The organism is Paenibacillus sp. M2 (assembly GCF_046713495.1).
Taxonomy (GTDB): domain Bacteria; phylum Bacillota; class Bacilli; order Paenibacillales; family Paenibacillaceae; genus Paenibacillus; species Paenibacillus amylolyticus_B.
The window spans coordinates 4,301,833-4,315,791 of the sequence record NZ_CP169648.1; the positions used below are offsets into that span (position 1 = coordinate 4,301,833).

At 43.7% G+C, this 13,959-nt stretch carries 11 protein-coding genes; all 11 read right to left on the reverse strand.

What is annotated here, in order from left to right; all coding sequences use genetic code 11:
- Nucleotides 1-14: 14 nt before the first annotated feature.
- On the reverse strand, nt 15-413 hold the full coding sequence (locus ACETMN_RS19375; RefSeq protein WP_091020576.1) for a RidA family protein: 399 nt from the start codon (nt 411-413) through the stop codon (nt 15-17).
- Between the two features lie 314 nt (nt 414-727).
- Nucleotides 728-2,170, reverse strand: coding sequence for a 6-phospho-beta-glucosidase (locus ACETMN_RS19380; protein ID WP_411734963.1), 1,443 nt, complete (start codon nt 2,168-2,170; stop codon nt 728-730).
- A 34-nt stretch (nt 2,171-2,204) separates the two neighbouring features.
- On the reverse strand, nt 2,205-4,118 hold the full coding sequence (locus ACETMN_RS19385; protein ID WP_091020580.1) for a beta-glucoside-specific PTS transporter subunit IIABC: 1,914 nt from the start codon (nt 4,116-4,118) through the stop codon (nt 2,205-2,207).
- Between the two features lie 445 nt (nt 4,119-4,563).
- On the reverse strand, nt 4,564-6,501 hold the full coding sequence (locus ACETMN_RS19390) for a beta-glucoside-specific PTS transporter subunit IIABC (protein ID WP_091020581.1): 1,938 nt from the start codon (nt 6,499-6,501) through the stop codon (nt 4,564-4,566).
- A gap of 167 nt (nt 6,502-6,668) precedes the next feature.
- Nucleotides 6,669-7,511 (reverse strand): BglG family transcription antiterminator LicT, encoded by an 843-nt coding sequence (gene licT, locus ACETMN_RS19395; protein ID WP_074095537.1) that lies wholly within the window; start codon nt 7,509-7,511, stop codon nt 6,669-6,671.
- Between the two features lie 224 nt (nt 7,512-7,735).
- Nucleotides 7,736-8,041 (reverse strand): hypothetical protein, encoded by a 306-nt coding sequence (locus ACETMN_RS19400; RefSeq protein ID WP_091020583.1) that lies wholly within the window; start codon nt 8,039-8,041, stop codon nt 7,736-7,738.
- A 58-nt stretch (nt 8,042-8,099) separates the two neighbouring features.
- Nucleotides 8,100-8,660, reverse strand: a complete 561-nt coding sequence (locus tag ACETMN_RS19405; RefSeq protein ID WP_091020584.1) for an AAA family ATPase — start codon at nt 8,658-8,660, stop codon at nt 8,100-8,102.
- A gap of 167 nt (nt 8,661-8,827) precedes the next feature.
- Entirely contained in the window at nt 8,828-9,985 is a 1,158-nt protein-coding gene (locus tag ACETMN_RS19410; protein ID WP_411734964.1) for an acyltransferase, read from the reverse strand.
- 71 nt (nt 9,986-10,056) lie between these two features.
- Complete coding sequence (locus ACETMN_RS19415) at nt 10,057-10,596, reverse strand: GNAT family N-acetyltransferase (RefSeq protein WP_091020587.1); 540 nt, start codon at nt 10,594-10,596, stop codon at nt 10,057-10,059.
- Nucleotides 10,571-11,044 (reverse strand): putative immunity protein, encoded by a 474-nt coding sequence (locus ACETMN_RS19420; RefSeq protein ID WP_091020589.1) that lies wholly within the window; start codon nt 11,042-11,044, stop codon nt 10,571-10,573. Before ACETMN_RS19420 ends, ACETMN_RS19415 begins: the two co-directional genes overlap by 26 nt.
- A 154-nt stretch (nt 11,045-11,198) precedes the next feature.
- A complete protein-coding gene (locus ACETMN_RS19425; protein ID WP_411734965.1) occupies nt 11,199-13,913 on the reverse strand; it encodes a family 78 glycoside hydrolase catalytic domain in 2,715 nt (904 codons plus the stop codon).
- Nucleotides 13,914-13,959: the final 46 nt, after the last annotated feature.

Genomic DNA, 13,959 nt, shown 5'->3' on the forward strand with positions numbered 1-13,959 from the left:
AAAAGTATTCGATGTTAAACTTTTGCTGCCCAAAGCTCTATTTCAATTTTAATCTCTGGTAAACCTAACGCCGTAATATATCCAATCGTCATTGCAGGATAATCCGTACTAAATAATTGTCCCCACTCGGCATATAAGAAATCCCAATCGATTTCCTCGGTTGCCCATACGTTCACTTTGATAATATGTTCAGCATCTAAACGCTCAGATTCGAGCACTGTTTTAATATTATTAAATGTATTAGTGACTTGCTCATTCAGACTCTCTGGAAAAAGTCCATTATGATCTGCTCCAATTTGACCCGAAGTCACAAATAACTCTGCATTCCTCGGGATTCTTGTAATATGCGTGTACTGCCCTACAGGAGCTGGCATTTTTTCTGGATTTGTTCTAGTAATTTTGTCCATATTCATCTGGATTACCTCATCATTCTTAAGATTTTTCTGCGTTATTTCCTAGTTCCCTTCCGATTTTGGGCAGACTTCACCCCTGGAATAGATTCTAGAAAAAGACAGCAGTGGAGTATCCATATCCCGAAGATATAAACGCAAGTGATGTTTTCTTCATGAGTGGATGCTCCTCCCTTCTTAAGTGACAAGATTCTCTTCATTTCTTTATTATATCGGAAAGCCACATCAAGGGTCAAATTCATCCCCTCATAAACAAAGAGCAATCCCGTTATAACGAGACTGCTCTTTGTTTATTCTATAGCATCGAACACCTTGTATCAGAAATATTGTGCGCCATTACTTGCAATGACATCTTTGTACCAGTGAAAACTCTTCTTTTTCACTCTGCGAAGTGTGCCCGTACCATCATTATTTCGGTCTACATAGATATAGCCATAACGTTTCTTCATCTCTCCGGTACCCGCACTGACCAGGTCAATCGGTCCCCAGCTTGTGTAACCTATCAGCTCGACACCATCTTGAATCGCTTCAGCCATCTCGGCAAAATGACTATTCAAATATTCGATGCGATAGTCATCTTCAACGGAGTCATTGTCTAACAACACATCGGTTGCGCCAAGTCCATTTTCTACGATAAACAACGGTTTGCCATAGCGGTCATGAAGCTGATTACATGTAATACGGAGTCCTTTGGGATCAATAGTCCATCCCCACTCGGAAGCTTGCAGATAAGGGTTCTTCACCGAACCAAATACATTGCCTTCTGTCGAATCTTTCAAAATCTCAGGGTCTGTACTGGTACAACGGCTTGCATAGTAGCTAAAACCAATATAATCGACTGTATTCTGCATCAAGATATCTTGGTCTTCTGGTTGCATCTCAATCTGAATATCATTTTCTCTGAAAAATCTTTTGGTATAACCCGGATATGCTCCCTTCGACTGCACGTCAATGAAGAAGAACGATTCACGGTCTTTCTCCATGGCCTTCCACACGTCATCCGGATTAGAGCTGTACGGATAGACCATGCCAGCGGCTAACATACACCCGATCTGTGCACCAGGAATGATCTCATGGCAAGCCTTAACAGCAAGTGCACTCGCTACCAATTCATGATGTGCTGCCTGATACAGAACCTGATCTTTGTTTTCACCATCCTGCAGAACAATACCCGCTCCAATGTACGGAAGATGCAACAACATGTTGATCTCATTAAACGTCATCCAGTATTTCACTTTATTCTTGTATCGATTGAATAGCGTCGTCGCATATTTCTCAAAGAAACCGATCATATTACGATTCTTCCAACCGCCGTAAGTCTCGACCAGATGCACAGGTACATCGAAATGACAGATCGTCACAACAGGTTCAATGTTGTATTTCAATAACTCATCAAAGACATCATCATAAAATTGTAAGCCTGCTTCATTTGGTTCCGCTTCATTCCCATTAGGGAAAATCCGTGCCCAGGCTATTGAAAGCCTGAGGCACTTGAATCCCATTTCTGCAAATAACGCAATATCTTCCTTATATCGATGATAGAAGTCAATGGCTTCATGTGAAGGATAGAATTCCCCTGTTTTTGGCTCATATGAATCCAGATTACCCAGAGCAATATTCCATCGATTGGCACCAATCGGAATCAGATCTACAGTTGTTAAACCTTTGCCACCTTCCAGATAGGCACCTTCCAATTGATTCGCTGCGGTTGCTCCTCCCCAGAGAAAATTCTCCGGGAAGGCTGTAAATTTTTCATTCATTGAGGAGTACCTCCTAAACCATCTGTAATTTCAATTAGCTTAATACCGTGATCAATTTATCTTTCTCATGAACAGATGCATTTTTCGTTCCTACAACGTCCAGATAATTGGAAGTATTCGTGACAATGATCGGTGTAACCGTCTCATATCCTGCATCCTTAATCGCTTGCAGGTCAAACTCAACAATCAAATCACCTGCGTTAACACGGTCTCCGTCCTTCACATGGGTTGTAAAATGTTCACCTTTCAGCTTCACCGTATCCTGACCAATATGGATCAGCATCTCTACACCATCATCGCTTACAAGACCAATGGCATGTTTCGTGCGATATACCGTTTGAACAATACCCGTAATTGGAGATACCACTCTACCGCTGGTTGGACGAATTGCAATCCCTTTACCCATGTGCTCTCCTGCAAACGTTACGTCATTAATATCTTTCAGTGCAACGACTTCACCAGCCATTGGACTTACAATTTCGTATCTGCTGTTCGGATTTGGATCAAGTACAGGTACTGGAGCTGGTTTAGCTTCTACTTTGTCTTGGAATCCAACCACATACGTCAGAATAAAACCAAGGATGAATGCAATGCCACATGCCACCAGAGCCATATAGAATCCGGAATCAACACCTGTAGCTTTATTAATGAAGCTTGGGAACCCGAATACTCCCAGTCCACCAAAGATGTATAATTTCGAACCAGCTAATCCCAAAATACCGCCACCGATACCACCTGCAATACAGCTCATGATAAACGGTTTTTTCAGTGGAAGTGTCAGACCGTAGATGGCTGGCTCAGTTACACCGAAGATACCCGATATGAATGCAGGAATACCTAAAGATTTTAATTTCGTATTCTTTGTTTTGAACATCACTGCAAGCACAGCACCAATCTGTGCAAAGGAAGCTGCGAATGACATTGCAATTATTGGGTCAGCACCAGATGTACTCAAGTTAAGAAGCATGACAGGAACAAGTCCCCAGTGAAGACCAAACAATACAAACACTTGCCACAATCCACCAATAACCAAACCAGTAATAACTGGGCTTAATTCGTAGATACCTGTTGCTCCCGCCCCAATCAACTGACCCGCCCATGTGGATACTGGACCAATAAGAATGAACGTTGCTGGAACGATAACGAGTAAAGTAAAGAATGGAACAAGGAACGTGCTTACGACTTTAGGAATGATATTTTTGAAGAATCTTTCAATTTTAACAGCGAAGAAAGTAGCAATAATGATTGGAATAACCGATGTTGAATAACTCATCAGAATGACCGGAATCCCCAGGAACGTGATGTGAATCGGTGATTCAAACAATGAACCTGCAAACAGAGTGTACAATGGATCCCCGGCAGTCAACCCAGACAACGTAGGATAAACTAACGAGGCGCCTATCGCCATACCCAGGAACGGTGAACCGCCAAACTTCTTGATTGCCGTGTAACCAAGGAAGATCGGGAAGAAGTAGAACAGACAGTCACCCGTTGCATTCAACAGTTGATACGTTCCGGAAGTATCCGTAAGCCATCCGAATGATAAAAACATCGCTGTAAAACCTTTAATCATACCTGTTGCAGCCAGCAAACCGAGTAATGGTGTGAACACACCGGAGATCATGTCGATAAATCGACTGAACAATCCAACTTTCTTGCCTGAGTTGTCTGCTTCCTCTTCAAACTGACCTTCGGTTGGGAAATTCCCCGCCTTAACAACTGCTTTATATACATCCGGCACTTCGTTGCCGATAACGACCTGATATTGTCCACCACTTTGCATGACAGTAATAACACCTGGCAGATTTTTAAGTTCTTCCGTTTTGGCTACGCTTTCATTTTTCAGTTTAAACCGCAGTCTTGTTACACAATGGAATACGCTGTTCACATTCTCGCGACCACCTACACCTGACAGAATGTCCTTAGCTAATTGATCGTAGTTGCTCATTGTAATTCTCCCTCTCTAAGTAGACTCCCCATGACTTTTGAAACAAATAAAACCTGAACCACTGAACATACACAACATACCGGATCGTCCGGAAATCAGTCGTGTTATTCAGCAATTCAGGTTTTGCCCTTAACGGTTGCAACCCTGTAAGGCTGTACACATTGGTATTTAATTATTTGGATAACGAAAGTAAGTTACATTCCATACCCTATGAACTAAGGATGGTCGGCATTGCCTGATTGAACAGTTACAATCCGATTGTTGTATGCGCTTACTTCTTGAACTCATCATAGTACATCTGAACTACGTTTGCAACACTTATTTTTATTAATTCCACAAATACATTGGAGTGACCAAAAATGAAAAAAGAGACCCCTTCGAAAGTATCGAAATGGTCCCTTTTTTTTCATGATGTTCACATTTATAAATACGCACTAAAGCAGAATTAACCAATAACCGTAACCAATTTATCCTTTTCTTGCACTTCACGATTTGTTGTAGCAACCACGTCCAAATAATCAGCCGTATTAGTTACAATAATCGGTGTTACGGTCTCATAACCCGCCTCAATAATGGCTTGCAGATCGAATTCAACGATCAGATCGCCAACACTCACACGATCTCCATCTTTCACATGGGCAGTGAAAAGTTGACCTTTGAGCTGTACCGTATCCTGACCAATATGGATCAGAATCTCTACACCTTGATCATCTACAAGTCCAATCGCATGTTTGGTACGGTAAATCGTCTGTACCACACCATTAATCGGAGATACAACTCTCCCACTGGTTGGACGAATAGCAATCCCTTTACCCATATGTTCACCAGCAAATGTAGCATCGTTAATTTCTTGCAAAGGAACCACCTCACCCGTCATTGGGCTGGCAATTTCGTAACGATTGTTCGGATTAGGCTCAAGTGCTGCCTTCTCTTCTTTTACTGGCTCTGGAGCCTGTTTGGCAGCCTCTGGATTAGCAGGATCTTTGAATCCTACAAAATAAACGAGAACAAAACCTAGTACAAAAGCAATGATAGTGGCAATCATGGCCATCCAGAATTCATAGTTGATCCCTTCTATGGGACTAATCAGCGCTGGAACACCAAAGACTCCTGAAGCAAATACAAACATTTTGGAACCTGCAAAGCCAATAATACCACCAGCGGTTGCAGAAGCAATACAACTCATAATAAATGGTTTTTTCAGTGGCAAAGTAAGACCATAGATAGCAGGCTCAGTTACACCAAAAATCCCGGACACAAAGGCAGGAACACCCAGTGATTTGAGTTTGGTATTTTTCGTTTTAAGCATAACCCCAAGAACGGCACCAATCTGAGCAAAAGAAGCAGCAAACATCATCGCCAGAATCGGATCTGCTTTCAGAGTGGACAGATTGAGCAACATGATTGGTACGATACCCCAGTGTAACCCGAAGATAACCAATACTTGCCACAATCCACCAACAACAATACCAGTTACCAACGGACTCAAGTCATAGATGCCCGATACCCCGGCACCAATCAGCTGACTTGCCCATGTTGCGATTGGACCAATCAAGAGGAATGTTACAGGTACAACAATCAGAATGGTAAAAAATGGCGTGAGGAACGTTCTCACAACAGATGGAATGACCTTTTTGAAGAATGCTTCTACCTTTGCTCCAAAATAAGCAGCAATAATAATCGGGATTACGGATGAGGAATAACTCATCAAGATAACGGGAATACCCAGGAACGTGATATGAATCGGTGATTCAAACAATGTGCCTGCAAACAGCGTATAGAGCGGTTCCCCACCACTAAGACCGGATAAGGTCGGATATACAAGTGATGCTCCGATGGCCATCCCGAGGAATGGAGATCCACCGAATTTTTTCATAGCTGTGTAACCCAGGAAGATTGGGAAGAAGTAGAATAGACAGTCTCCTGCAGCGTTCAACAATTGATATGTTCCTGAAGCCGGGTCCAGCCATTCGAGAGAAGTAAACATGGACAGGAAACCTTTGATCATCCCAGTTGCAGCAAGCAATCCGAGAATTGGTGTAAATACACCCGAGATCAAGTCGATAAACTGACCCAAGAGACTCTCTTTTTTACCGGAAGATTCTGACTCATCAGTTGAGACCGGTTCATCCGCATTCATATTACCCACATGTAACAAGGCTTTATACACATCAGACACTTCGTTACCCACAACTACCTGGTATTGCCCCCCGCTTTGCATTACCGTTATGACTCCAGGTAGATTTTTGAGTTCGTCTGTTTTGGCATTATTGTCATTTTTTAATTTGAAACGAAGTCTGGTAGCGCAGTGCACTACGCTGTTAATGTTCTGTTTACCACCAACGCCAGACAGAATGTCCTTGGCTAATTGCTCGTGTTTCATGAAGTCTTTTCTTCCTTTCTGGCTAGACACGGATTCGAAGCATATTGGAGAGAATAAAAAAACCTGAACATCTGAATGTATGGAACATCCGGTTAACGGTATGTTCTGTCATTCAAGCGTTCAGGTTTTGCCCTAGTGGTTGCAACCCTGCAAGCTGATCTATGGGATTATTCAGAAGTTGCATTCACAACTCTCTCAATATGGATCGTTAAGTACATCAATTCTTCGTCAGTTAGTTGATACGTGTAGTTGCTTTCAATGAATTTCTTGATTTTCTCCGAGCACTTGTGCGCTGCCGGATACTTTTTCTGAATCATCAGGAACAGTTCATCATCGTTGTTGCTCTTGTAATGTTTTCCCTTCACCAAACGTTGGGCGAAAAACTTCAAATGCGTCACAAAGCGATAAAATGTCAGTGAGTTCTCATCAAAATCAATCTTGAAATGATACTTGATGATTGTCAAGATTTCTTGCATGACCTGGGTCATACTCTTGATGTTGGGCATTTCCTCATTCAACGCTGCATTGACAAAGTGAAGTGCCATAAAACCGGCTTCGTCCTCGGGCAAGATCACACCAAACTGATCACAGATCATATTGAGCGCTTCCATTCCGACTTCATATTCCTCTTTGTATAACTGCTTTGTCTCCCAGATCAAACCGTTGCGTATGGGCAGATTCTTACGATACCGCTCAATGGCAAAGTGAATATGGTCTGTGAGATGTAAGTAGATGCTCTCATTTAATTTCTTGCCAAGTTTTAGCTTGGCGTAAGCGATGATTTCCTCGGATACTTTCATGTATTCCAAAGGAATGCTTGAGATTAATGCCTTGAAGTTTTCCTGAATATCTTCATTCTGTAAAGTAAATATCTTATCGATATGCTGCTCGGAAACCATATCACCCGCCCGCTTCTGATAAGCAATCCCCCGGCCAATGATAATAACTTCCTGTTGTTCGTCATTCATCGCAACTACAGCATTATTGTTCAGCACCTTCTCGATTTTCACTTTATCACTCCAATATACAGAAAAAGACAAACCAATCCCTTTTCTCAAGGTATACGGCTTTGCCTGATTCAACAGTTACAACCCGATATGTTGTACGCGCTTCCCTCATAATATTACAAATTTCTACACAGTGCAACATAAAGTTAATATCGTATTAGCATGACTCCCGATCTAGGTATATATACTCACAGGAGTGAGCAAATCAAGAATTATTTTACAGGGATTCACGGTTTATTGTTTTTGCTTTCTTTCTCCAGATCCGCTTCAATTCTTCGATTAATCATGTCCATCTGTTCTGAATCCAAACGATCAACTTGCGTGTATTCTTTATCCAACTCGTACTCTTGCGCTTCGCCTTTGTTCATTAGTCCCAGATGATTCTTGATGTCTCGGATATCTTCACGCATATGCATCGTCTGGCGGTATTGGTCCACAACGAGTGCAAAAATAATACCCCCAGCCAAAATCGGACCGAATGGGATCAGATAACATAAAACAAGTCCTATGAGCAAAAATAAAACAAAGTACATGATGTAATGCCCCTCTCATATAACATATCTACCCTGCTAAGATAAACGTTTCATCAGGTTATAAATTAAATCGTTCCTGAATTAACTTTGACACCTCATCCGGGCTCTTGTGTGTGTTATCAATCCGTATGTAGTGCTCATGCTTGATTTCTCCCGGTTCCGAGTTCAGTCGATATAGCTTCATCGTATCAAGTAAATCTCGCTCAGACCAAGCTATGTCACGTTTTGTTGGCTTGTGTAGCAGGCGATGCGGACTTTTATTGCGCTCTAGTCTTTCCGATGCGTCGGCCTCCAATTCCACATAACAGACCTGACCCCCTTGGGATGTAAACAACTCACTGATCTTACGGATGTATTCACCATCTGACTCCGCGTCCAAAGCCCACACAAATGTGAAAATCAAACCCGGCAGGTCACTCTTCGCCACTTCCTCGAAAATCTCCTGACGGAACAGACTCACCAGTCTTTTGCCTTGTGGTGTACCATAGCTGAAGAAAGGAGACACCATTTCAATCGTCATGTGGTTATGAAACAATTTTAGCTTTGTTATTTTCTCCAGCTCTTGCCCCACCGTCATCTTGCCCACAGCCTGTGGGCCAAAAATAATCACTAATTTCATTTTCGATCACTCCTGACAAGGTAGCGTTCATTCCATTAATTCAATTTTATGGACATTAAACTCTATGATACCTCCTTTAGTGCAAATAAAAAAGAGGTTTCAAGTGAATCCCTCAATGCGTGAGGGCTTGAAATCTCTTATCTTAAATTACATATGTTTACTTATACTTACCGTCCGATCAGGACCCATCCCCACTTCATCCGGCGCAATCCCATTGCGCAGATCCATGAGATCAGGAGAGCACCAACATAAGATAGGATGATACCCACGCTGAAGTGTCGAGCCAGGTCATCTGTAAATTCACGTCTCCAGAAGAGCAGTACGAGGGGATGCATTAAAAACACACCAAACGCAACTGTACCCAAGGAATCCAGAACATGCGTAGCTTTACGAACTTCCGTATGTTTTCCTGCGCCCAATCGTTCACTAAAGATCAGCAGGAGCAAGCAGGCTGACAACGTAAACAGATTTCGGAACAGGAACAGCACGGTATAGGTTACCACCGGATATGCAGCAAAAGCGGTTTTGATATAAGCATTACCATATATAAAAATGGCACCTCCGCTCAATAACGCAGCTATAAGTACATAACGGTGAGTATACAGTTTCTTTAATGCCCACTCAAAGTTCAGCCCAACCCATGCGCCAAATCCAATCACGATCAGATAACTGGGTAACAAACTTCCTGTCCGTTCGAAGTGAAACTGCAAATGTAGTGCATAAAAGATCGCTTGACCCGCAATAAAGAATAATGGCAAATAACGATTAAACAAACGATGGCGTGTAAGGGACAGAAGCCACGGAAAAACGATATAGAATTGAAGAATAATCAGAAAAAAGTACAAGTGCGTATGAGCGGTTCCCATCACTAATTGTTTGGCAAATTGAACACCATGGGTCAAAGGTTCTTTGCCCGCAAGCAACTGTTTAATGGCAAAATAGATAAGGGACCACACCACATAGGGTACAAATACATAGAATAAACGCTTTTTATAAAAAGCGAGCATCCACCCCTTCTCATTCACCTTGGAGCTGTAGTTGTAGAACAAGACCAGGGATGACAGGAACAGGAACGCTGGAACGGCAAATTGCAAAAACGTGTTCCAGAAATAATACACATCATGATCTAATGTATTCTTGGGGTAATGCGCAACTGCTGTTGAAGTCGCATGGATCGCTACCACTGCCATAATGGCAAAAGCACGATAGAGATCCAGATACTCAATTCGCCGGGGCCGATTAACCGGTTGATTCATAAAGATAACCTCACTTGTGCCTGATATGGGATGATAGTTTCCGGCCGCAATCCAGATTCTATGCTTCATTTTAATCAGCACACGAGGGTAATACAATCATAATCCATATTATTTTCGTTATATTACACCATTATTCTGCATTATTCGACATTTTCTATCCAGAATCGTTCAACAACGTTGCCATTGGATTCTATATAGTCTACATCCTTGATGCCACCATTTCGAAGGATAACCCTTCTGGATGGCTCATTAACCGCATCGCATACAACCAATACTTTGGAGATTCCTAGCTCTCTCGTTTTCTCCAAAGACAGCCTGAGAATTTCGAAACCATAGCCACTTTGCCGCTCTCCAGGACGAATACCATATCCAACATGCCCTCCACTGTTGAACAATTTGTCGTTAAGCTCATGCCTTATATTGACGGCACCCACAATTTGTTGACTCTCCGTGATCAGCCAGTATGTACTGTCTTTGACCCAGCCTTCCGGGATGTCGATCCCTTGTTCATTGCGCTGCAAAAACGCCAACATCTCATCAAACGCAGAAGGATCTTTGGAAATGACCCACGGTACCATCAACTCTCCACTTCTGACCCAGTCTTCATAAAATGCCAAATATGCTTCCTTATAAGCTCGTGATGGTTTAATTAATCTAACTTGTTCTTTCCCCATGATCATTACATCCTCCCAACAGATATTGATATTGCCACGTTCTCTCTTCCAGGACACGACGTTCTTGCTCTTCCATCAAACAGTCATAAAAGATAGCTTTCACTGCATACGTTGCGGCATGCACCGCATGGTCTTTCACATGGGCCGTTGCAGCTGCATGCCCCGCCGCACGAGATGCAGAAGAGGCAGCGACATTATCCAATTCTCGTGCAGCAGCATGAGCTGCAAAAGCCGCCTTTCGAGCATCAACCATGGCAATTTCTCCACGGATCCAACCTCTTCCTGCATCAATGGCATCACGGGCGCGGAGATCCTCCGTCTTTTTCTCAAATATATACAAAGCACGTGCCGCACACTCCGCAGCCCAATAGGCCAATGTATGGTGATCCTGTTTCTTAGCCAAATCCTCTATTTCACTACGTAAAGGCGCATCTTTGAATGCAGGTTTTGCCATGGTCATGCTCCTTTCATTGTTCAAAAACTACAAATTCACTCTCAGACAAGTTCGAAAAAGGACCTGCGTGTGTGCAGATCCTCTTCAACTGTACAGCTTACCACTTATTCTATCATTATACGGACTCTGTCAATGCAGACTGTTGAATATCTCGTTACTTTTTCGCATCCGTGACTTTGTACGTGAATCGGTAACTCCCAGATCCAAGTGTGACTTCAACATCGTCTCCAATGTTTTGAATATCCTGAACTCCACTCATCTGATCCAACGGTTTCCCTTGCTCCAAAACGATCTGTGCACCTGCTCCAGGAAGACGAACAGTACCTCTCGTATTGGCGGGAATATGCACCCGAATCTCCATTTCACCCTCCGCCAGCCGGTGCCAGCTTGAAGCAACTTGACCATACATCGTCTCCAGACTCGCTTCCACCCAATCCAGTCCAGGTCCGGGTTGCGGCTCGATATGCACCATTCGGAATCCTGGCTGATGTTCATCGGACCGGATGCCAGCAACATAACGATACAACCATTCTCCAATCGCACCGTACGCATAGTGGTTAAATGAGTTCATATCAGCACTCCAGAGACTTCCATCCTCTTTGATCCCATCCCAATGTTCCCAGACCGTCGTTGCGCCTTGAGTCACCTGATATAACCAGGACGGATAATCCTCTTGAAAAAGTAATGTATAAGCCAGGTCGTGAAGACCCGCATCACTCAATACCGGATTCAGATAAGGTGTACCCACAAAGCCTGTAGTAAGATGATTGCCCGCCTCTTTCACGAGTTTTGCCAATTGTTCGCCAGCACGAGTTCGGGCAGTGGTGTCCAACAGATCAAATTGGAGGGCAAGAACATGTGCTGTTTGCGTGGGAACAGCAATTTTGCCGGCTGGAGTGACGAATTCATTATTAAACGCAAGAACAATGTTTGTATGCAACTTTTTGTAATATTCAGCATCATCTGTCTTTCCAAGTACCTCAGCCGCTTTTTGAGTTAACGAAACCGAATAGGCATAGAATGCAGTTGCCACATAGTCCTTGTCCGTTGCGCCAACATAACTATCAGGCTTGGAATCCAGTGCCAGCCAATCGCCAAAGTGGAACCCCGTGTTCCACAGATATGGGTTGTCACCCTGCACCTGAATGTACCCGATCCACCGCTTCATACTCTCATATTGTTCAGCCAGTAATCTCGTATCCCCATACATCTCATAGATAGTCCAAGGACAGATGACTGCTGCATCACCCCAAGCGGCGGAGGAATGACTGGTGTCACCCCATCCTTCCGACGTGGAACTTCTCAGATCCGGAACGAAGAATGGAATACCTCCATCTTCTCCCTGATCCGCTTCCAGATCCCGCAACCACTTGGTGAAGAAAGGCGCCGTATTCATGAGGTAGGAGGACGTGCGGACAAACATCTGTGCATCACCAGTCCACCCGAGCCGTTCATCCCTCTGTGGGCAGTCTGTCGGCACATCAAGGAAATTCCCCTTTTGCCCCCACAATATATTGTGATGCAGTTGGTTCACCAGGGGACTGGAGCATGAGAACTGACCTGTTTGCTCCATATTCGAGTGCAGCACTATTCCGGTGAATTCATCCAGACTAACGTGTTCCGGGAAGCCAACCAGTTTAACATAACGGAATCCTTGGAACGTAAAATGCGGCTCAAATGTTTCCACTTCATCCCCCTTGCAAGTGTAGCGAATACACTGCTTGGCGGCGCGAAGATTATCGGTGTAGAAGTTGCCTTCATGATCCAATATCTCAGCATGGTGCAACTCAACCGTCTGACCAACCTCACCTTGAATGCTAAATCTAACCCATCCCACCATATTCTGTCCCATGTCTATTACACGATCTCCCTGTGGGGTTGTTAACAAAGCGATTGGCTGTAGCTGTTCTACTTGGGTGACGGGTACGTTCTCCTGCGCAACGATGATATCTTTGGGATGATCCAGAACGTTCACAGGTGCCCAATTCGTCTGAGATGAATCCGACCAATCAGACTCCATTCGTGCATCATACGTCTCACCCATATAGATGTCCGACATACGAATGGCACTTGAAGCAGCCGTCCACTCCCCATTGGAGAGAATACATTCCTCTGATCCATCTGCGTATTTCATATGCAGTTCCAGCAGCAATGCGGACGTTGAACCAAATATCTCCCGTTCTTTGTTCCAGCCAAGATATCCTCGGTACCAGCCATCACCTAGATAAGCGCCTAATATGTTCTGCCCATCCTGAAGTAGATGAGTTACATCATAGGTTTGATATTGTAATCGCTTACGATAAGAGGTCCAGCCAGGTGTGAAATAATCTTCTCCTACTCTTGTGTTGTTCATATGCAACTCGTATAATCCAAGTGCTGTTACGTATATTCTGGCAGACGTAACAGGTTGTTTTACATTAAACTGCTTGCGCATACGTGGGCATGACGTTCCCGTATCGTCCGTTGGTTGAGCTGTAATCCATTCCGCTTGCCAGCGGTTGTTGCTGTCCATATGTCCCATCTCGAAATAAGCCGTTTCGGACCAACCCGAATCATTTCCTGCATCATCCCATGCCCGAATCCGGTAATAGTATCGCGTTCGCGGAGAAGGCTGAAACGGGTTTAATTCCACATGTATGGATTGATCCGTAGTTATCTCGCCAGAATCCCATGCAATTCCATCAAAATCTTCCGTCAATGACAGCTGAATCTGGTATGCGGATTGCATGCAGTTCCGACGATCGGATTGCAGCTGCCAGCTTAAACGCGGTGATTTGACATCAAGGCCTATCGGATTGTTCCTATACTCACAGCGAAGGTGACTCACGTTGAACATTAGCAGATCGTCCTTTCCATCTTGGCTTCCCATTCGGGGTTACGATATAATTATATCGATCCTGTTGCCTTAAATACCC